Source organism: Sinanaerobacter sp. ZZT-01 (assembly GCF_035621135.1).
Lineage (GTDB): Bacteria > Bacillota > Clostridia > Peptostreptococcales > Anaerovoracaceae > IOR16.
In genome coordinates this window covers 1,044,288-1,066,497 of record NZ_CP141728.1, presented here as the reverse complement: position 1 = coordinate 1,066,497, position 22,210 = coordinate 1,044,288, and the positions used below count along the sequence as shown (strand labels likewise).

Here is a 22,210-nt window from a genome sequence, read left to right as displayed (position 1 = left end):
GATATTCTCAATTTTTAAGAAAAGCCGTAGGATTTCAAATCCTACGACTTTTCTCTTGCCCTAAACACATTATTTCAGATGAACTAAATGTTTAGCGTAAATGCTTTTCAAGCAAATCAACATAAGTTTCAACGTCCTCTGATTTGGTGAAGATGGCTCGTGCGCAAACGGCATTACCGCCCCCTTTTCCCTGATAAATGTCGGCATTGTCGCGAACGAGCTGGCCGCAGTCAGGCTTGCCATTAGAGAATAAAAGCACCGTTTTTTCAGGGGGGCAGATCAGGATCAAAAGTCCTTTGATAAAAGAGGTAACGTGTCTGCCAAGTGTTTGTAGATCATCAGGATTTAAGCAATCGTAGGATTGCAACATGATGGGATTGGAAAAATTCCCTTTAAATGGTGGGAATAATACATTTGTAGATAAAGAGTCATAGAGAGCCTCTATTTTTTGAACTTCATCGTCAATGATTCTTTTTTTTAAGTCATAAAGCTCTTTTCGGAACATCTGATTTTTTTTCTCTTGTGCGTTAATTTTTTCAAGAAGCAGCTGGGGTTCAGAGGAAAAACGTTCACACAAAGTCGTTAACGTTTTATGTTCAAAAGAAAAATGCTGATAAGCAAGCTGTCCGGCTATTACGGTAAATCGTGTCATACCCTTATAATTTTCCATTTTCAAGATCTTTACGATACCAACTTGTCCGGCTGTGGATGGATGCGTTCCACAGCAGGCAACACAGTCTGCAGGATTTTCTTCACTGCCGACGCAGACGATAGAGATATTTTCTTCAATTTCCAGTTCTTTTCTAAGCGGAAGCTGTTCTGCATCGGATTTTTTTTGAAAGTGGCGAACTGTAACTGGGACATCAGACCAGATCGCTTTATTAGCTAAAAATTCGACATGCGATGCCATTTCCTCAGTAAGATGAGTAAATTCCGGTTTTTCTTCCAAATTAATATCAATGGTCATGTAGTCTGAACCCATATGAAAGCCTCGATTGACACCTCCGTATTCCTGATAAAACATACCGGATAAGATGTGTTCTCCACAATGCATCTGCATATGAAGAAAACGACGATTCCAGTCAATTTGGCATTTTACTGTTGTTCCAACAGCTAGTAGCGTAGATAATTCAGCAAGATGAAACGAGGGTGATGAAAGCTGATGATAAACAATATCGTCCTTTTCAAAGACGTAATAAACCGGATAGTCATTGATGAAACCAATGTCTGTTGGCTGGCCGCCGCCCTCCGGAAAAAATACAGTTTTATCTAAGACGAGACAAAAGGTATTCTGTTGTTCTTTTGCTCCTAAATTTTTCATTTTATCCAGATCAGTGATAACTTCTAAAATGGTGCTTTCGCATTCTTTCAAATAAGTATTTTTCTGATACAGTCGTTTTGTTTTCATAGTAAAACTCCTCTCCTCGTACCATTTTATCATAAATTAGGACGCTTTGTTCATATATTTAGCTAGAAGAAAGGCGGGGTATATAATGAAAAAAAGATGGGGCTTTGCAACAACCTTAGCGGCGATTGTTTTCTTTTTACTAATTGTTCCTTTTGGAAATTTAAAATCGATGAGAGTGCAGTTAGTGTCACCATCGGATACAATCGTTCTGGATGCGGGACATGGAGGCATTGATGGCGGTGCAGTCAGTATGAGCGGGGTCATGGAAAAAGATATCAATTTAGCCATCACCCAAGAAATTTTCGATCTTGCCACCGCGGATGGATGGCATGTAATTATGACGAGAGACAAAGATAAGGGATTATACAGTGACGTTGTCGGAGACGGAACAAAAGCGGTTGAAATTAAAAACAAAAGAAGCATACGGAGTCTAAAAACAGAAGACTTGAAGGAAAGAGTAAAAATAATAGAAAAGGAAAAGCCATTGATTGCCGTGAGCATTCATCTAAATAGTTTTAAAGAGGATCGATCCGTTCATGGGGCACAGACCTTTTACCCAAAGGGTGTGGATGAGAAAATTGAAGAAGAGAGTAAGCATCTGGCAGAATGTATACAAGAAGCAATCATTCAAGGAGTTCAAGACGGAACAGAGAGAGCAGCACTTGGAAAGAAAGATGTATTGCTGTTTAAAAAACCAACAGTACCTACGGTGATTGTAGAATGTGGCTTTCTTTCCAATCACGAAGAAGAGAAAAAATTACAGGACCCGGAATATCAGAAAAAGGTTGCAAAGTATATCTACGAGGGGATTATGAAATATACGGGGCGAGAAAAAAAGACAAATCTGAAAATTCTTGATAACAGAGGATGAGAACAAGTTTGCACATAAAAAGAACGGCCTGTGGATAACTTATTTTTGCGGAAATTAAATTTTCCTTGAACAGCTTGAAAACAGTGTGTTTCAGGCTGTTTTAATTATCCACAAGCATCGTTGGATAACATTGTATACAATTTATTTTAGTATGTGGAAAAGCAAGGCAAGCCCCAAAATATGTACCTTTTTGCCTTGTTGAAAACTATTCTTGGAGACGCAAACATAGGTTTACATAATGTGCGAACTTCTCTGAATGATGTAAGATGCAAGTTAGGACTTAACGGCTTTCTGTCAAACGTAACAATTGGGAACGCATCTTTGTTTCTTCACTGGTGGGTGCAAGACAGACCAGATAGTCTCCAGCGAGAATTTTTGTGCTGCCCTTGGGGATCAATTCACTCCCTTCTCTTTTCACAGCAATGAGAAGGCAGCCGGATGGCCAAATAATATCCCGAACTTGGCAGTTGTCCGCAGAAGAATGAAATTGTACAATAAATTCCATGGTGATTTTCATACTATTGTCAGGCTCGTCATTTAATAGACGATGATTTTTTAAAAGATTTTTTAATAAGGAATCATAAATTGGACGGCTTTTCAGTAAATCAGCAACAACATAAGCGGCTAAAGAGACTACGGTAAGAGAGAGCAAATGCGTAAAGGAGCCTGTCATTTCTACAATTAAAACGACACCGGTTATCGGTGCACGAACAATTGCAGTGAAGTAACCGGCCATAGCCAATATTATAAAGTTATAGAAAAATATATCGTTAATGCCCAGATAGTTTACCGATACGTTTCCGAATATAGCGCCGATGCAGGCCCCTATAATAAGAAGCGGAAAGAAAATTCCGCCCGGGGCGCCGCAGCCAAAACTGATCATAGAAAAAAGGAATTTAAAAAGAAGAAGCATAAATAAAAATCCAATGCCTGACTCTGGGGTGAGATATGGGACAATCATATGGCCGCCTCCAAGAGCATAAGGAAAGAGAAGTCCGAAAAAACCTGCAATAACAAAGGCAATTGCAGGACGGAATTCTGCGGGAAGCATAGCCATTTTACGATATAATTGTTGAATCTTCAGTAAGAACCAGTTGTAGAATGAACCGCTTATTCCTACAGCAATTCCTAAAAAAATTAAAATCCAGTAATTAGATAAAGGCATTGATTTTTCAATTGGAAAATGAAATACAGGCTGTAGTCCGAATACTTGCTTCGAAACAAAATCGGAAGTAACTGCTGCAGTCATCGTAGAAAGTAAAATAGTTGGAGAAAAATATTTGAAAATTTCTTCTAGAGTAAACATTACACCGGCAAGAGGCGCATTAAAAGCTGCAGATAAACCCGCACTTGCACCACTTGCCATCAGGAATTTTTTTTCCATCCTTGTTTTTCCGTATTTTTGAGCGATCCCATCAGCAACACAGGCGCCTAATTGAATGGAAGGGCCTTCACGACCAAGGGATAGCCCTGCTAATATACAGACAGCGCCGCCGAAAAATTTTGCAAAAAGTGTGGAGATCCATGCATTTTTAAAATGTCCGAGCATGTGGCCTTTTACTTGTGGAATTCCGCTTCCTCCAATTAATGGGTACTTTTTAATTAAGAGTCCAATCCCGCAACCGGCAAGAATCAGACATGGGAAAAGCAGAAAGGAGGCAGTGGGATGAGCGGCAAACATTGCATACATTTGAATCGATAGTGCTTCGAACGCAGCTAAAACCCAACGATAAGCAACAACAGTTACACCAACGAGGAGACCAATCAATAGACTTTTGCCAATAAGAAACAGCATATGTCGATCAGAGTTAAAAAGAGCTTTGTAGTTATTTTTCATTTTTTCACATCCTATATTTTGTTTGTTTCTACTTTTATCATAGCTAGAATTGCGTAATTTGTAAAGTAAGCGATAATTGTTGGAATATTAAAATATCGATTGTGAGAGGGAATTTATTTGTGTGAATAACATTTAAATCTATGTGTAAAATAAGGCGGAAAGGAGTTTTTGTATGGATAACATTGAGAATAAGAGGAATGAATGGAAAAGAATTCCAAAACATATCGGGATCATTCCGGATGGCAATCGCAGATGGGCAAAACAGCGTGGACTGGAAAAGCAAATGGGATATGAATTTGGAATTGAGCCGGGATTTAAATTATATGAGATGTGCAGACAATTGGGCATTGAAGAACTGACACTTTATGGATTTACTGTCGATAATACAAAAAGACCAGCCATACAAAAACAAGCCTTTCAAAAGGCTTGTGTAGATGCGGTAGAAACTTTGGCAGAAAAAGATGCCGAGCTGTTGGTTGTAGGCGACAGCAATTCAAGCTGTTTTCCAAAGGAGCTGATTCCTTACCGGATTCGAAGAAAATTTGGAGATGGAGGAATACGTGTCAATTTCTTGGTAAATTATGGATGGGACTGGGACTTAAATTATCCAAGTGGGATTGCATCTAAAGATATTTCAAGAATTGATTTAATTCTTCGCTGGGGCGGACATTGCAGGCTAAGCGGGTTTCTTCCGGTACAGTCTGTATACTCGGATTTTTATACTTTACCGGAGCTATGGCCTGATTTTGAAGAAAATCAATTTTACCGTGCATTAGATTGGTACCAGAGGCAAGACATTACCTTAGGCGGTTGATGACTTTAGGGAGCCTGAAATATTCCTATTGCAGTGATTCAATGAATTCATTAAAATCATCAAAATCACTTTGGATAAATTCATAAAGAACAGGCTCTTTGAATTCATATTTTGCGGTAGGGATAATCATTAGGTTGATGCCGCTTTTGTGCAGGCGATTCTCTAAATCCCGGATATCATCTTTTGTATAAGCGGCGATAACCAGCTGCCCATAGTCACTGATGTAATAAAGCCCATGTACGTCCTCGTTTAAGCGGAAGGTTTGACGTATGACGTGGTCGTTGTTGTGATTGAATTCCAAATATAATCTCCCGTTATCGTGAATGGTTTGCATTGCTCCGGCACTGAAGTGAGAAAATTCACTTTCAAACTCATCCGGATCGACTAAAATTTCAAATAGAGTCACAAATTCCGGACGATTTAATAGCATGGCAACTTCTGCCGGAGAGACGGAGAAGGAAGAACGCTTTTTTGCAAAGCATACCTTTTCATTTTCTAATTTTAATTCAGAAAGTACAATTTTATAAGAGTTTTCTACCTCGATCAATGATTCTGACAAATAGGATAGAGAACCATCAGGATTCAAGAATTCTTCGATGGTATTTCTGCAGAGTGTGGAAGGCTGTTTTTCAGAAATCTCTTCTATCTGTGCATTTTTTGACAGAAGGTAAGAGGCACCCTCAATATCTCTTCCAAAAGTACGCATGAGGTAGTAGTGAATGACTTGATGATGTGATTTCATGGAAGTGCACAGTTTATCAGCAATAGCGTTAAGTTCTTCGGCATTCAGTATAATCGGGTCTTCCAATAAAAATGCATATTCACTTTGCGGTTCACAAGGAGTTGTGTTTAAAGCAAATGTGGTTTTTACAAATTGCTGGACCAAATAACGGGCTTCCCGTTCATTTAGGTTCTTTTTTTCGCCGCCAAGACCGTCGATTAGCGTCTTTTCAATTAAAGTAATCTCAAAGGATTCATTTCCTACTACACTGCGATAAGTTTCAAGACCAAATTCTTCTGCATCAAAATAAAAAAATTGATGGAAATCAGAAAAAAGAGAAGGACTTTCTATTGCCCAGTGAATATGCAAGCCGATGACTCCCATCAGCCTTGTATCGGTCACATAAGCAGAGATAAATTTATGTTCACCAACTGTGACAGCATTACTTGCGCCGCCTTGAATTACTTTTAAATCGTTTCGGTTCAATCTATTTCCTCCATGATTGTTGATATAGTCTTAATAATAAAGTATACCCTATTTTTTCATAAAAGTGTTAAATTAAATTTAAAAATCAGCAGGAGAGGTAAGGTAAAATATACTAACATGTATATTTAAAGAATAAATATATGCGCTTATGCCCTTATTGAAGCATATTTACTCATAATAAAAGCGACCAAATCGTTAAAAATTAAACAAAAAAGAAGAGAGTAACTTGCGATAAAAAGATGGAATAAGAGATTGACAGGAAAATAAGTTGAGTATATAATTTTTGTAAAACTTATGCAAAGTAGATATGCAAAAGTATTTGGCATAATAAAACACAAAACGACAAGAAAATAGAAACTGCTAGAAAGGAGACTTCGTTATGAGCGAGGAAATAAAACTAAGAGTCTCTCAAATTGAAAAATATTTTCCTGGCGTCAAAGCTTTGGATAAAATTGATTTTTCGGTGCGAAAAGGAACAGTTCATGCGCTTTGCGGAGAAAATGGTGCCGGAAAATCGACACTTATGAAAATCATAAATGGAATTTATAAACCGGATGCAGGAACCATTTTTATGGATGAAAAGCCTGTCCAGATAAAAGATCCGATTCAAGCTCAAAATTTGGGTATTGCAATGATTGCACAAGAGTTAAATTATGTGCCGGAGATGTCTGTAAAGGAGAATCTTTTTTTAGGAAGACTGCCTGTTAATAAATTTGGTAAAGTCAAATGGAAAGAGGTGAGAGAAAAGACAATCCACCTTTTAGAGGAAGAGGGCTTAAGCTATAAAGCGGATCAAAAGTTAAAAACCTTAACCGTATCCGATATTCAAATGCTCGAAATTATAAAAGCAATTTCAAATGACGCACAGATTATTGTAATGGATGAACCAACCTCTGCGATTACACAAAGAGAAGTAGCTCTTTTGTTTGATAAAATCAAGGTTTTAAAAGAAAAAGGAGTAAGTATTATATATATTTCTCACAAGCTGGATGAGGTATTCCAAATTGCGGATGATATTACTGTTTTTCGAGATGGGAGCGTTGTCAAGAGCATGCGTGCAGAAGATACGAATATTGATGAAGTGATTGCACTCATGGTTGGAAGAAAGATGGAGAATGTATACCCAAAAGAAGATATTACTATTGGAAAGAATCTTTTGGAAGTTGAAAATTTATGCAGTGAAAATCTGTATGAAGATGTATCGTTTCATTTAAATTGCGGCGAGATCATTGGTTTTGCAGGTCTTGTTGGAGCAGGAAGAACTGAAGTGATGCGTTCTTTATTTGGATTGGAAAATATATCGTCAGGAGAAATACGTATCTCAGGTAAAAAAGTCAGTATTCGGAATGTAAGGTGCAGTATAAGAAATGGCATGATTATGCTTTCCGAAGACAGAAGAAGATATGGAATTGTGCCGGTTCGAAGCGTCATGGAAAATGCCAGCCTCTCCTCTCTGAACCAATTTGTATACCGGGGCTATACCCACAAGAGAAAAGAGAGAGAAGTAGTAGGAAAATATTTTGAAAAAATGAATGTAAAAACACCTACATTGGAAACTGCTATCCAATCTCTTTCAGGAGGAAATCAGCAAAAAGTACTTTTGGCAAAATGGATGCTGCGAAATCCAGATATTTTGATCTTGGATGAACCGACAAGAGGAATTGACGTCGGTGCAAAATTTGAAATCTATAAACTGATGACTGAGATGGCAAAAGAGGGGAAAGGGGTTATTATGGTTTCCTCTGAACTGCCGGAGTTGATTGGAATGTGTGACCGGATATATGTGATGTGTCAGGGCAGAATAGAAGGAGAGCTGCATAAGGAAGCATTCTCTCAAGAAGCAATTATGAAATATGCTACAGGAACAATATAAAGGGAGGAAAAAGAATGAGATTAAAAGACAATGTAAGTCAGGCAATGCAGAAATATTCTATATTCTTTGTATTGTTAGTAATGATACTAATTTCCATGACACTGAATGAGAATTTTTTCAGTCCCGGTAATTTGACAAATATAGCAAGACAGTTAGCGGTTGCAACGATATTGGCATATGGAGAAATGCTTCTTATTATAAGCGGGATGCTGGATTTGTCTGTAGGTGCAGTATTAGCGCTGTCAGGTGTTTTATCTGTGAGCTTTTATAAAGCTACGGGTTCTTTGCTCGGCGCATTTGCCGTAGCGATACTTGTTGCAGTACTATGTAATATCGTGAATGCTTTTTTTGTTGCAAATTGCAAGATGCCTGCATTTATCGTCACATTAGCTATGACAATGGTAGCGAGAGGAATGGCACTTTATTATACAAGCGGGCAAAATATTCTTCAGATTTCAGATTATAAGGTGTTTGGACAGGGAAATCTAGCAGATGTTCCGATCTTTTCGGGAACCCCTTTCTTTAAAATGATACCGATTCCAATCGTCTTCTTAGTACTTATCACGATTGTGATCTGGTACGTTTTGAATCATACGAGGTTTGGACGTTCCCTTTATGCAATTGGAGGAAATGAAGAGGCTGCGATTGCATCAGGTATCAATGTAATTCGCTCAAAGTACATTGCATTCATATTAAATGGCATTTTAGTAGGTATCGCCGGAATTTTATATATGTCTCGTGTAAATGCCGGACTTCCGAATGGAGCAGTGGGATATGAAATGGAAGGACTGACCGCAGCGATTGTAGGCGGTACGAGTTTTACTGGAGGTGTTGGCACAACGCTTGGAACTTTGGTCGGCTCTTTTATCATCGGATGTTTAAACAATATTATGAATTTACAAGGGGTTGACTCCTATGTAAAACAGATTGTCAAAGGCGGCATCATTGTAGCAGCCGTTTTATATGACTTAAAATTCAAAAATAAAAAGAGCATAAAAGTCATTTTGGGTAACCGAGATACGGAAATTAAAAAGGAGCAAGCCGAGTGAGCTTTATTGCAGAAGTCTCATTGGATCGTCTTAAATTATTTATTCAAATATAATTTAAAAAGAAAGGAAAAATGTATTATGAGAAAGAAGATTTTAGCGGTATTATTGGTTTTAACACTGGTACTTACTGCCCTGGCTGGCTGCGGAGGAGATAATAAAGACGCGCAGGGTGATAAAGATGGGTATCGAGTAGCGTACATTGCGAGAGCACAATCTGACTCCTTTGCTGCTTGGCTGGCAAATGAAATGAAGGCAGAAGCAGACAATTATGATGACATTACTTTGGATGTAATTGATGGGCAGGCAGATGATGAGAAAGAAAACGCTGCGATTGAAAATGCAATTGCAAACGGCTACGATGCAATTATTGTACAGCCAAACAATGGAGAGGCACAGCGCCCTTATGTAGAACAGATTGTAAGTGCAGGAATTATTGCGATTACGACAAATGCTCGTATTGACGGAATTGAAGGAGCTTCTTCTGTCGATGCCGACCCATATGTACAAGCGAAGGTAAATGCGGAAGCTGCAATCAAGCAGGTGCCGAAAAACGGAAAAGTAGTTGTCCTGAAAGGACCTTCCGGCAACTTCCATGCAGATGAAAGACTAAAGGCTTGGAAAGAAGTATTCTTTAGTGCAAGACCTGATGTTAAGATTCTTGCCGAAGATTTTGCTAATTGGAACAAGGATGAAGCAATGCAGCTTATGGAAGACTGGATCATGGCACATGGCGAAATCGATGCCATCATTTCTATGAATGACAACATGGCAGCGGGTGCTTTGGAAGCAGTGAAAGGTAAAGCGGAATATGCAGATATCCTGTCTTACGGTGTAGATGGTACTGCGGAAGCGTGTCTTTTAATTGAAGAGGGTAAAATGACATCCACTTGTCTGCAATCTGCAATTGACCTCGCTAAGCTGAACATGGAAACGGTTCATAAGCTCTTAACTGGTGAAGAAACCCAGATCGATACAGATATTGCTGCACCACTTATTACGAAAGATAATGCAAGTGAGTACGTAAATATCTACAAAGAAAGAGGACTCATTACAGAATAAGAATGATAAAGCTAGGTGTCTTAAGGGTTAAAATTAAGGCACCTTTCTTAAATTAAAATGAAAGGATATACGGAGTATGAAAAATAGAGCAGCTTATATGACCGAACTAAATAAAATGGAGATTCGGGAGATTCCGATGCCTGAAGTCGGAGAACAGGAAGTTTTGATCAAGTTGGAATATGTAGGGATTTGCGGCTCCGATGTCCACTATTTTCATGATGGCAGATGCGGAGATTTTATAGTGGACGGCGAATTTATGCTAGGGCATGAATGTGCGGGAACGATTATTGAAGTTGGAAGCGGTGTGAAAAAACTTACTGTCGGAGATCGGGTAGCGTTAGAGCCGGGGATTACATGCGGACAGTGTGAGTTTTGTAAATCAGGCAAATATAATCTTTGTCCGGATGTACAGTTTTTAGCAACACCTCCGGTTCCGGGCTGTTATGAAAATTACATTGCATTTCCCGAAAATATGTGTTTTAAATTGCCAAACAATATCTCCACGAAAGAGGGAGCTCTTGTGGAACCGCTTTCCGTTGGACTACACGCAGCCGCACAAGGACAGATTGGTCTTGGGGATCACGTGATTATTCTTGGATCGGGCTGCATTGGATTGGTTACGCTGCTTGCTTGCAAAGCAAGCGGAGCAACGGACATTACCGTTGTCGATGTGATTCCAAAGCGCTTGGAATATGCAAAAAAGCTGGGTGCCACCAGGGTAATAAATGGAAAAGAAGTCGATGTGATTGCTGAAATGGATAAAATAACCGGAGGAGCAGGTATTGAAAAAGTAATAGAAACAGCAGGATCGCCAATTACTATTGCACAGACGCCGTATCTGGTAAAAAACGGAGGAACGATTGTTCTTGTAGGACTGGCAGCAGAGCCTGAAATCCTCTTTAACTTTGGTAAAATTATGGCAAAAGAGGCAAAGATAGAGTCCGTGTTCCGGTATCGCAATATATATCCAAAGGCGATCGCAGCAATCGCTGAAGGGCGGATTGATGTATCAGGGATTGTTACTCACGAGTTTGAATTTGATCAGATTCAAGAGGCGTTTGAATGCGCAATTAATGAAAAAGATGAAGTTGTTAAGGCTGTCATTAAAATAACGGACTAATTGAGAGGTGAGCAGAGAGGAGCGTTCTTTTGGAATACTTGTTAGGAATTGATATTGGAACTTCGGGAACCAAAACCGTACTGTTTGATCTTGAAGCAAATGCGGTTGCTTCAAAAACTCATGAATATCCGTTGTATCAAGAGCAGAATGGCTGGGCGGAGCAAGAACCTGAAGACTGGTGGGAAGCTGTAAAAGTCGGTATTCGCTCCGTTCTTGAGCAATCAGGGATCAATGCAGAGACAATAAAAGGAATCGGGCTTTCCGGTCAAATGCATGGTCTCGTTATGTTGGATCACCAGGGAAATCCACTTCGAAAGTCCATTATTTGGTGCGACCAGAGAACCGGAAAAGAAGTGGAAGACATGAACCGCATTTTGACACCGGAAAAGATTCTTGCGATTACAGCGAATCCTGCTTTGACCGGATTTACTGCAGCTAAAATATTATGGGTGAAAAAAAATGAACCTGAAATTTATAAACAGTGTGCTCACATTTTGCTGCCGAAGGATTATATCAGATATAAGTTGACCGGTGAGTTTGCAACGGAGGTCTCCGATGCATCCGGTATGCAGTTAATGGATGTTCCAAAACGCACATGGTCAAGTGAAGTTCTAGACGCTTTTGGAATTGACCAAAGCCTGCTTGGAAAAATGTATGAATCAACAGATGTAACCGGAGCGGTTCATAAAGAAGCCGCAGAAATAACTGGATTGGCGCAAGGAATCATTGTAGTAGGAGGCGCAGGAGACAATCCTGCGGCTGCAATTGGTACCGGTATCGTCACTGAAGGAAGTGCATTTACAACAATCGGAACCTCCGGCGTTGTCTATGCAATTTCAAATCAGGTTGCGATTGATAAAAAAGGAAGAGTGCATACGCTGTGCGCTTCCGTACCGGGAAAATGGACGGTCATGAGTTGTACACAAGGCGCAGGGCTTTCCTTACAGTGGCTGAGGAATCATGTCTGCAGTGAGGAAGTTGCTGAAGCGAAGAAAAAGGGAGTAGACCCTTATGAAATTATGACTGATTTGGCTTCAAGGGTGCCCATTGGTGCAAATAAACTTCTTTATCTGCCTTATTTAATGGGTGAGCGTTCTCCTCACCCCGATCCTGATTGCAGAGGTACTTTCTTTGGGCTTTCTGCAATTCATGAGCGTGCAGAGCTAATTAGGGCTGTTTTAGAGGGCGTTGCCTATTCACAGTTGGAGTGTGTCGACGTTTTCAGAGAAATGGGCGTAGCTGTTACAGATATGATGATTTGCGGCGGCGGAGCAAGAAGCGATTTATGGCGGCAGATGTTTGCAGACTTATACCAGTGCCCGGTAAGCACGATAAAAGCAGAACAGGGAGGAGCTTTAGGCGCTGCCATTTTAGCCGGAGTCGGTGCGGGCGTATATAAGGATTTAGAAGAGACCTGCAACCGCTTAATTCTTAAAAAGGCAGTGCAGGAACCGATTGCAGAAAATAGCTTAGAGTACCAAAAATATTATAATTTATATAAAGAATTGTACGTAACCTTATTTGCCAGTTTTAAAAAATTAGCGGCTCTTTAATTTACGTTTTTGATTTAAAGTCTCCAGAAAAAATATATGTTATGGTATTAAAATAAGAAAACGCCATCTTTATGGTGTTTTTTTATTGCATATAAGAGTGAGAAGGAGTAAAATTCGTTACAGTGAAGTTTTATAAAATAGTTTTAGAAAAGTGAGAACATTATGGAAAACCGTATGTTAATAAAAAAACGAAATCGAAATAATATATATAAATTGATTTATGATTTCAAAGGAATCTCCAAGCAGGACATTGCTAAGATTCTCAATTTAAGCCTGCCTACCATAAGTCAAAATTTAACGGAGTTAAAAGAAAGAGGCTTGATTCGTGAGGATGGCACCTTTGAATCCACAGGAGGAAGAAAGGCTAGAGTGATTTGCAGTGTCGACGATTTTAAAGTGGCATTAGGAATCGATATTACAAGAAACCACATCAGTTTAGTATTAATCGATTTAAAAGGAGCCGTTTTGTACAGCCGGCGGATTCGACTTGAATTTAAAGACGAAGAATCATTTTATCAAGAGCTTGCACAAAGCATTTACGACTTTGTTGAGGAAAGCAAAGTTCAGCCAGAGAAAATTTTAGGCCTGGGAGTTTCGCTTCCTGCAATCATTGGTGAAGACGGAAAAACAATTACTTATATCAGTGTACTGCCTGCACCTGATAACTTGTATTATAAAATGAAGCAATACATTTCTTATCCATTTCAATTTTTTAATGACGCAAATTCTGGAGGCTTTGCTGAATTTTGGAGGAGAGATTCGCAAGAGCCGATTGTATATGTATCTTTAAGCAACAGTGTAGGCGGTGCTATTATGTATTCACAGAGTGCATATCATGGGATGAACCACCGCAGCGGTGAATTTGGACATATCACTTTAGTAAACGACGGAAGAACTTGTTATTGCGGGCAAAAGGGATGTGCGGATGCCTATTGCAATGCAAAATTGCTTTCAGATTTGACAGATGGAAATCTGGCAGAATTTTTCAAGAAAGTTGACCGAGGAGAGAAAGAGTACTTAGAAGCATTTGAAGAGTATCTGCAATACCTCGCCCAGCTGGTCTATAATTTGAGAATGACATTCGATTGTGACGTAGTGTTAGGCGGTTACGTAGGGAGCCATATGGAAAAACACGTAGGAAGATTGACCGAGCTTGTGAATCAGCGCAATCCATTCGAAAAAAAAGGTTTTTACATCAAGGTCTGCGATTATAAATTTGAAGCATCTGCGGTCGGAGCAGCATTACACTATGTAGATGATTATATTAAAAAAATATAATAAAATATGAAGGGAAGTATGTTTGACATTCTAATTTTGCGGTTATATAATGAATATACAATTTAATACCTTATCAAGAGTGGCAGAGGGATAGGCCCTGTGAAGCCCGGCAACCTATGTGCTTGAGTTATTCAGGCAGAAAAGGTGCTAAGTCCTACAGATATAATCTGAGAGATGAGGAGAAGATAGCAATATGCAGCTTTGCCTCTTCCTTGGAAGAGGCTTTTTTATCTAATAGGAAAATTTCTTTCCCACGATATAAAGCGTAGAGTATCCAATCCTATCTTATGTGTATTTTGTAAAAAGGAGGAAAGAAAATGGTAAAAAGATTATTTACATCTGAGTCCGTAACAGAAGGACATCCAGATAAAATGTGTGATCAAATCTCTGATGCAATTTTAGATGCGATATTTGAGCAGGACCCAAACGGGAGAGTTGCAGCAGAAACAACCGTAACAACGGGACTTGCAATGGTAGTTGGAGAAATCAGCACGAATTGCTATGTGGACATTCCGAAAATTATTCGCAGTGTAATCAATGATATTGGGTATACGAAGGGTGAATACGGATATGACGGGAGCACATGCGCAGTGATGACAGCGATTGATGAACAATCTGGTGACATTGCTATGGGTGTTGACAAGGCATTGGAGTATAAAGAAGGTACCTTGCAGGATAATATTGAATCAATCGGTGCAGGCGATCAGGGAATCATGTTTGGTTTTGCCTGCAATGAAACAGAAGAGCTGATGCCGATGCCGATTGCGCTGGCACATAAATTAGCAATGCAGCTGACAAAAGTCAGAAAGTCAGGTGAGTTGACCTACTTACGGCCGGATGGAAAAACGCAGGTAACCGTTGAATATGACGGCGATAAAGTTGCTCGTGTAGATACGGTGCTTATTTCCACCCAGCACGATCCGGATGTAACGCAGGAACAGATCCGCAAGGATATTATTGAGCATGTGATTAAACCGATTGTTCCGGCGGAGCTTTTGGATGAAAATACAAAGTATTACGTAAATCCGACGGGACGTTTTGTAATAGGCGGACCGCATGGGGATTCCGGTTTGACGGGAAGAAAGATTATAGTAGATACTTATGGTGGTTATGCAAGACATGGCGGCGGCGCGTTTTCAGGGAAAGACCCTACAAAAGTAGATCGCTCCGCAGCGTATGCAGCAAGATATGTTGCTAAGAACGTTGTTGCTGCCGGACTTGCTGATAAGTGTGAGATTGAGTTGGCTTATGCCATTGGAGTTGCAAAGCCAGTATCTATCTTAGTAGAAACCTTTGGAACCGGAAAAATTTCCGATGAAAAAATATCAGAGCTGGTAGAAAAACATTTTGACTTAAGACCTGCTGCAATTATTCGGGATTTGGATCTGCGCAGACCGATCTATCGAAAGCTTGCAGCATATGGACACTTCGGCAGAACAGATATCGATTTGACTTGGGAAAAAACAGACAAAGCTGAGATTTTGCGTAAAGAGGCACAGCTTTAAACAAAAAAGCATACAATAAAAGGGAAATGGTCGCATAAGGTTGACCATTTCCTTTTTTTGAAGTAAAATAGGAAAAATATTAATAAAATTTGGAGAATGCAAGGAAACCTGCAAAATACCCCGTTTTATAAAAAAATTTAAGAGAGGAAGCAATCAAATGGGAGTAAAAGTAGCAAAATTTGGGGGAAGCTCCGTAGCAGACGCCATTCAGCTATCCAAGGTCAAAAACATTATACAAGCCGATGCGGATAGACGATATGTGGTGGTATCTGCTCCGGGAAAACGCTTTAGTGAAGACAACAAAATGACAGATTTACTGTATTTGTGTAAGACGCACATTGAGCATAATGTACCGTATGATCAAGTATTTCAAGTTATTTGTGACCGATTTCGGGCCATGGAGATGAACCTTGGTGTCGATGTAAATTTAGAATCGGAGTTTATTGAAATACGAAAAAAACTTGAGGCTGGCGCGAGCGCAGATTACATTGCAAGCCGCGGTGAGTATCTGAGTGCGCTTTTGACTGCCGCTTATTTGGAATACGATTTCGTCGATTCTGCGGGATTGGTTCAATTTGATAAAAAAGGAAGATTTCTGGATGAGGAAACTAATGAAGCCCTTTCAAAAGCTTTAGCAGAGCATAAGAAGGCAGTCATTCCGGGGTTTTTCGGAACTTATCCGGATGGAAGCATTAAAACCTTCTCTAGGGGGGGATCGGATATAACAGGCTCTTTGATTGCAAGAGCTGTAAAAGCAGATGTGTATGAAAATTGGACGGATGTGCCGGGATTCTTAGTTGCAGACCCACGCATTGTAAAGAACCCGGAGCCGATTAAAATGGTATCTTATCAAGAATTAAGGGAATTATCCTATATGGGTGCAAGTGTGCTGCATGAGGATGCGGTATATCCTGTAAGAGAGGCGAACATTCCGATTAATATTCGAAATACGAATGATCCGCAGCATCCGGGCACGATTATTTTATCAGAACCAAACCACAGTTCTGATCGTATTGTAACAGGGATTGCAGGAAGCAAAGACTTCTCTGTTATAGCAATATCAAAAAATATGATGGCTTCGGAACGTGGATTTATCCGCCGTATCTTGAGTATATTGGAAGATTATGACGTTCCGGTAGAACATTTACCGAGCGGGATTGATACAATCTCCATCGTCGTTTCCAATAAAAAGCTCAACCACGCCTTGGATGAAATTTTAGAAGAAATTGAACGAAAGGTACAGCCGGATAAGATTGATGTATTTAATAATATGGCATTGATTGCGACTGTAGGAGCAGGGATGACCAATCGCTTGGGCGTATCAGCGACACTGTTTACAGCGCTTTATGAAGCGAAGGTAAACATTCGTATGATTGATCAAGGCTCCAGTGAAATCAATATCATTGTTGGCGTAGAAAACAAAGATTTTGAAACGGCAATTAAGGCCATTTACAATGCTTTGGTGAAAGAAAGAGCGTAAAATAAAATAGCAGCAGGTATTTCCGTTTTCGGATTGATGTACCTGCTGTTTTTTTGTTTTTCAAATGATTATATTTGATTACCAACAAACAATTGAACAAATTTCTTAACTAAAATTAAGAAAATTACTAATATTTCTTAATTTTAAGATGCTATAATATTTTAGTAGGATAATAATTCATATTTTAATACGGAGTTGAATGAAATGCAAAGAAAACGAATTTTAATTGCGGATGACAGTCCTGAAATCATAGAATTATTGACGATTTTGCTTGATTCGGAAGGGTATGAGGTCATTACGGCAACGGATGGTGAGAATGCGGTCAAACTAGTGGATGATACCATTGATCTGATTGTATTGGATGTGATGATGCCTTACAAATCTGGATTTATAGCCTGTAAAGAAATTCGTGAAAAAACCATTGCACCGATTCTTTTCCTTACGGCGAAAGACAGTGATTCCGATAAAGCGATTGGATTCAGTGCAGGCGGAGATGATTATTTGTCAAAGCCGTTTTCTTACCCTGAATTTCTGGCACGTGTAAAGTCGCTTTTAAGACGTTACTATGTTTATCAAGGGAAGCAGTATAAGGAAGAAAGCAACACTTTATGCATTGATCCGCTCTGCATTGATTTAAACGAGCAGAAAGTTTTTGTAGAAGAGAAAGAGATCGTGCTGACCGCTTTAGAATACCGAATTCTTGTTTTGATGGCTAAAAACAGAAAAAAAATTTTTACGGCACAAAATTTATATGAGAGTATTTGGAGTGAACCTTATTTTTATTCTGCAAACAACACGATAATGGTACATATTTTAAAGCTCCGAAAAAAAATAGAGTCAGATTATAAGAACCCGAAGATTATTAAAACTGCTTGGGGGAAGGGTTATTATGTTGATTAGCAAGCTACGAAAAGAAAGTCTTTATTCTCAGGTTTTGTTATATATTATTGTTTCTGCGGGGATTGCACTGGTGATTTACGGAACTGCCGTTTTTTATTTAAGCAACTATTTGCAGGATCATAGCAGCCGTCCGAAAATTGTCGAACAGGACTCAAAAAAATACGCACGTAGATTACAGCGCTTTATAGAGGTTCATGAATTAGAGCGTACAGATATAGAAAAAATTGCACGTTGGAATCAAATCAATTGGTATGTCTCTTTAAAGATTTATCGTAAGGACATCGTGTACTTTGATTCTTTTCTTTATTATGCAAATTGGAAAAATCGAAAAAACGGAAAGGTGACGAAGGGATTTGGCTGGGATGAAACATCGCGTCCGACTTTTGAATATCCAATTCAGTTTCAGGACGGAGAGGCGAACTTATTAATCAGTGGCGATTATTTTTATCAATATGAAATGATGATTTCTTTTGCGAGCTTTGCGATCTTTCTTACTACTTTTCTGATCTGTTTCATATTTCTATGCCGGAGACGCTTTGGGTATATAGATGAGATACACAAAGGGCTGGAACGAATGAACAGAGAAGAGCCAGGATACCGGATCAACTTAAAAGGGAACGATGAGCTGACTTGCTTAGCCGCTTATATCAATGTAATGAATGCATCTATTCAGAATCAGAGGAAGCTGGAGCAGGAAATGATTGAAAAGAATCAAGAGGTCATTGCAGCAATCTCACATGATATTCGTACACCCCTTACCTCTGTCATATGCTATTTGGATTTTTTAAAAGACTGCCGATACGAAAGTCAGGAAATGATGAGGCGATATGTGGAAAATGCGAGAACTCGTGCATATCAAATAAAGGGGATGACAGAGGAACTTTTTGAAAGGTCTGTACGAAAAGAACGACAGGAAGCATTCAATTGGGAAGTATTGGATGGGAATGAACTGATTTCACAGGTTATTTCGGAGATGTATTTTACTTTGCAGGAAAATGGTTTCCATTCCGATTTTAATTATAATTTAAAAGAAGCCTTCGAGATTAATGTAGATGTCATTGCATTCAGACGTGTTTTTGATAACATCACCTCCAACATATTAAAGTATGCGGATCCGACTTTACCGGTATTTCTTCATGTCGAAATCAAAGGAGAGAATCTTTTTATTGTAGAAAAGAATATTAAGTCAGCCGAGTTATATGTAGAAAGCACTGGAATCGGGTTGTATAGCAGCAAAAAAATTGTAAGCCAGCACAGAGGTGAAATGGAAGTGAAAAATGAGGGATACTATTTTGAAGTATCTATAAAATTTCCGGTTATCGAAAAATAAGGAATTTTCAGATTTTTTTAAGATTATATTAAGTTTTTTTATCTATGCTTAAGCCATGGGGGTTAAAAACCCTGTGGCTTATTTTTTTACTTCATATCTTATTAACTATTTATTTTTATCTTATTGTTGAGGAGGATAAACTTATGGGAAAGAAGATTCCAATGTGGCAGATTGCACTCATCCTACTTGTTTTAATTGCATTACTAATCTATACACTGGTTATCATAGGAGGAACAGTACATATTCCAATCGCTGCAACAGCAGCTATTGCATCATTAATTGCAATAAAAAATGGTTTTAAGTGGTCTTTTCTTGAGAAAGCAATGATTAATGGCATATCACGTGCAATGCAGGCAATTTTAATTTTATTTGTAATTGGCATGGTCATTTCGACCTGGATTGCCGGAGGAATCGTGCCGGCAATGATTTATTATGGACTAATGATAATAAAACCATCTATTTTCTTAGTAGCAAGTATGCTGCTATGCTCAATTGTAGCACTTTCAACTGGATCATCTTGGACGACAGCTGGTACTGCAGGGATTGCATTGATAGGAATTGGGGCAGGATTGGGATTACCGCTTCCAATTGTTGCGGGTTCCATTATTTCCGGAGCGTATTTTGGTGATAAGATGTCTCCGCTTTCGGATACCACAAACTTAGCACCGGCAATGGCAGGGAGTAATTTATTTGAGCATATCAAGCATATGGTATTCACCGTAACACCATCTTATATTATCGCAATGGTTATTTTCGCAGTCCTCGGAATGAGGATCACGAATTCGTCTGAAGTTAATATGAATGAAGTTGCTGTACTGATGAATGGACTGCGGGATAATTTTTATATTTCCCCTTTGCTTTTAATTCCGCCTTGTCTTATCATTGCGATGGTAATATTTAAAGTGCCGGCTCTTCCGGGGTTATTCGGTGGTGCTCTTTTGGGTGTTATTTGTGCAGCGGTATTTCAGGGGGAAAATTTTGGTGAGGTTGCTACGGTAATTTCTTATGGTGGCTATGTCAGCGAAACAGGGATTGACTTTGTAGACACTCTTTTAAGCAGAGGCGGTATGAGCTCTATGTATGGTACGGTAGGAATTATTCTTTGTGCAATGTGCTTTGGAGGGGTATTAGATTCAACGAATATGCTGGCAAGTATATGTGATGTTATGCTAAAGGTTGCAAAGAGTACCGGACTTTTGGTTACTATGGTAGTAATAAGCTGCATTGCTGTTAATGCGGCTGCTTCCGATCAGTATTTATCTATTGTACTTCCGGGCAGGATGTTCAAGACTGCGTTTGAAGACCGCAAACTAAAAGCAAAGAACTTATCAAGATGCTTGGAAGATGCAGGAACGATTACCTCCTGTTTGATTCCTTGGAATACATGCGGCGCAGCAATGTCTTCTTCTTTAGGCGTTGCCACGGTTGCGTACGCGCCTTACTGCTTCTTGAATCTGATAAACCCATTGGTTTCCATATTCTATGGTTTCACCGGAATCACAATGGAAAAGATGACAGATGCAGAATACGAGGAAATTTTGGAGCAGCGGCGGCTGGATAATGAAATAGCTGCAAATGCACTGGCATAAGATGATGAGATTCAACCAATTTCTCGGTTGAAGATAAAATGAGGTAAGATAAGCAGAAAAATCCCGGCTGTTTGGCCGGGATTTTTCTGTTTTTGAGATATAGTTTTTAAAGAGAATCTTTACTCAACTCGAATTAGTTCGTATTGATCTGTGCCGTATCCTAACTTGACAGCGTGGTCAATTCCGGCTTTCCAATCTGTAGATGGATGAAGCAGGCCGAAATAATCACAGTGGCAGCTTCCTGTGCAGTCACAATTGTTTTCCTTTCTGTGTTTTAAGAGGGCATCTTCAAGCATGCTGCCCGCATTGACAGGCTGGTCATTTGCCATGTCAGAGCAACATAGATCCAATGCAACCGGGTCAAACGAAGCAAAGATACCCACATCAGGGATGACTGGAAGATCATTTTCGCCGTGGCAGTCACAGTTTGGAGAAACATCCATTAAAAAGGTTATATGAAAATGTGGTTTGTCTTTTATAACGGCGTGAGCGTATTCTGCTATTTTTTTATTCAGCACTTCTTCCGCCTCGTCCCATAGAGGGCGAATGGCATCCACAGGACAGACACCGATACATCGGCCACAACCAACGCATCGCTCAATATTAATTTGAGCTTTCTTTTCAACAAAAGAAATTGCATCGTGTGCACAGTTTTTTCGACAAGCCCCGCAGCTTATGCAGCGTTTTTGACTCACCACGGGTTTACCGCTGTTATGCATTTCCATTTTACCGGCTCTTGAACCACCGCCCATGCCTAAATTCTTTAAAGCACCGCCCATGCCCGTAGACTCATGACATTTAAAATGATTCATTGAAATGATGACATCGGCATCCGTTAAGACTCGTCCTATCTTTGCTTCCTTAACGTACTCACCATCAATGGGGACCAAGGTTTCATCAGTTCCTTTTAAACCATCAGCAATCAGGATATGACAACCGGTCGTAAAGGGATTATATCCGTTTTCATAGGCGGATTCCAAATGGTCTAAGGCATTTTTACGGCCGCCGACATAAAGTGTATTTGCATCAGTAAGAAAAGGCTTTCCTCCATTTTCTTTTACGATGTCTGCGATGACCTTTGAAAAATTAGGACGAAGATAAGCTAAATTTCCCGGCTCACCAAAATGAATTTTTATAGCAGCATACTTATTTCGAAAGTCGATGTGATCAATACCCGCTTCCTTCACTAATTTTTTCAATTTATCGAGCAGGCTTACACCTACCTCGGTACGAAAGCTAGTGTAGTAAATCTTTGCTTTTTCCATAATACTCCTCCTAAAGGTTTCTTCTTGTTTTCAGTATAGCAAATTCGGAATAGAATTCCAAAACAATTAAAT

At 39.4% G+C, this 22,210-nt stretch carries 17 protein-coding genes and 1 riboswitch; of the genes, 13 read left to right on the top strand and 4 right to left on the bottom strand.

Going from position 1 to position 22,210, the window contains the following annotated elements; all coding sequences use genetic code 11:
* Positions 1-91: 91 nt before the first annotated feature.
* Positions 92-1,408, bottom strand: coding sequence for an alanyl-tRNA editing protein (locus U5921_RS05280; RefSeq protein WP_324825422.1), 1,317 nt, complete (start codon positions 1,406-1,408; stop codon positions 92-94).
* A gap of 85 nt (positions 1,409-1,493) precedes the next feature.
* Between U5921_RS05280 and U5921_RS05275 the strand changes: the two genes are divergently transcribed.
* A complete protein-coding gene (locus U5921_RS05275; RefSeq protein WP_324825421.1) occupies positions 1,494-2,279 on the top strand; it encodes an N-acetylmuramoyl-L-alanine amidase in 786 nt (261 codons plus the stop codon).
* 280 nt (positions 2,280-2,559) lie between these two features.
* On the opposite strand, the gene U5921_RS05270 is transcribed toward U5921_RS05275, so the two are convergent.
* Entirely contained in the window at positions 2,560-4,116 is a 1,557-nt protein-coding gene (locus U5921_RS05270) for a ClC family H(+)/Cl(-) exchange transporter (RefSeq protein WP_324825420.1), read from the bottom strand.
* A 172-nt stretch (positions 4,117-4,288) separates the two neighbouring features.
* Here U5921_RS05270 and U5921_RS05265 point away from each other — a divergent pair, with 172 nt between their 5' ends.
* Positions 4,289-4,930, top strand: a complete 642-nt coding sequence (locus U5921_RS05265) for an undecaprenyl diphosphate synthase family protein (protein WP_324825419.1) — start codon at positions 4,289-4,291, stop codon at positions 4,928-4,930.
* Between the two features lie 25 nt (positions 4,931-4,955).
* Here U5921_RS05265 and U5921_RS05260 read toward each other — a convergent pair whose 3' ends face one another.
* The gene (locus U5921_RS05260; protein WP_324825418.1) at positions 4,956-6,137 is read right to left on the bottom strand and encodes a hypothetical protein; all 1,182 of its coding nucleotides are present in this window, start codon (positions 6,135-6,137) and stop codon (positions 4,956-4,958) included.
* Between the two features lie 379 nt (positions 6,138-6,516).
* Here U5921_RS05260 and U5921_RS05255 point away from each other — a divergent pair, with 379 nt between their 5' ends.
* The 11 genes from U5921_RS05255 to nhaC all read left to right on the top strand — a co-directional run bounded on the left by U5921_RS05255 (position 6,517) and on the right by nhaC (position 20,873).
* On the top strand, positions 6,517-8,010 hold the full coding sequence (locus U5921_RS05255; RefSeq protein WP_324825417.1) for a sugar ABC transporter ATP-binding protein: 1,494 nt from the start codon (positions 6,517-6,519) through the stop codon (positions 8,008-8,010).
* Positions 8,011-8,024: 14 nt separating this feature from the next.
* Positions 8,025-9,059, top strand: a complete 1,035-nt coding sequence (locus U5921_RS05250; RefSeq protein WP_324825416.1) for an ABC transporter permease — start codon at positions 8,025-8,027, stop codon at positions 9,057-9,059.
* Between the two features lie 78 nt (positions 9,060-9,137).
* Positions 9,138-10,118, top strand: a complete 981-nt coding sequence (locus tag U5921_RS05245) for a sugar ABC transporter substrate-binding protein (RefSeq protein ID WP_324825415.1) — start codon at positions 9,138-9,140, stop codon at positions 10,116-10,118.
* Positions 10,119-10,194: 76 nt separating this feature from the next.
* Positions 10,195-11,238, top strand: coding sequence for an NAD(P)-dependent alcohol dehydrogenase (locus tag U5921_RS05240; protein WP_324825414.1), 1,044 nt, complete (start codon positions 10,195-10,197; stop codon positions 11,236-11,238).
* A 29-nt stretch (positions 11,239-11,267) separates the two neighbouring features.
* Positions 11,268-12,791 (top strand): xylulokinase, encoded by a 1,524-nt coding sequence (xylB, locus tag U5921_RS05235; protein ID WP_324825413.1) that lies wholly within the window; start codon positions 11,268-11,270, stop codon positions 12,789-12,791.
* 162 nt (positions 12,792-12,953) lie between these two features.
* The gene (locus tag U5921_RS05230) at positions 12,954-14,069 is read left to right on the top strand and encodes an ROK family transcriptional regulator (RefSeq protein ID WP_324825412.1); all 1,116 of its coding nucleotides are present in this window, start codon (positions 12,954-12,956) and stop codon (positions 14,067-14,069) included.
* A 67-nt stretch (positions 14,070-14,136) separates the two neighbouring features.
* Positions 14,137-14,250: riboswitch (SAM riboswitch) on the top strand.
* Between the two features lie 136 nt (positions 14,251-14,386).
* On the top strand, positions 14,387-15,574 hold the full coding sequence (gene metK, locus U5921_RS05225; protein ID WP_324825411.1) for a methionine adenosyltransferase: 1,188 nt from the start codon (positions 14,387-14,389) through the stop codon (positions 15,572-15,574).
* 157 nt (positions 15,575-15,731) lie between these two features.
* Positions 15,732-17,054: an aspartate kinase gene (locus U5921_RS05220; RefSeq protein WP_324825410.1), complete on the top strand. Its 1,323-nt coding sequence runs from the start codon at positions 15,732-15,734 to the stop codon at positions 17,052-17,054.
* Between the two features lie 204 nt (positions 17,055-17,258).
* The gene (locus tag U5921_RS05215) at positions 17,259-17,954 is read left to right on the top strand and encodes a response regulator transcription factor (protein WP_324825409.1); all 696 of its coding nucleotides are present in this window, start codon (positions 17,259-17,261) and stop codon (positions 17,952-17,954) included.
* Positions 17,944-19,284, top strand: a complete 1,341-nt coding sequence (locus U5921_RS05210; RefSeq protein ID WP_324825408.1) for a HAMP domain-containing sensor histidine kinase — start codon at positions 17,944-17,946, stop codon at positions 19,282-19,284. Before U5921_RS05215 ends, U5921_RS05210 begins: the two co-directional genes overlap by 11 nt.
* A gap of 143 nt (positions 19,285-19,427) precedes the next feature.
* Positions 19,428-20,873: a Na+/H+ antiporter NhaC gene (gene nhaC, locus U5921_RS05205; protein WP_324825407.1), complete on the top strand. Its 1,446-nt coding sequence runs from the start codon at positions 19,428-19,430 to the stop codon at positions 20,871-20,873.
* A 119-nt stretch (positions 20,874-20,992) separates the two neighbouring features.
* On the opposite strand, the gene U5921_RS05200 is transcribed toward nhaC, so the two are convergent.
* Positions 20,993-22,138, bottom strand: a complete 1,146-nt coding sequence (locus tag U5921_RS05200) for a DUF362 domain-containing protein (protein ID WP_324825406.1) — start codon at positions 22,136-22,138, stop codon at positions 20,993-20,995.
* Between the last annotated feature and the right edge of the window lie 72 nt (positions 22,139-22,210).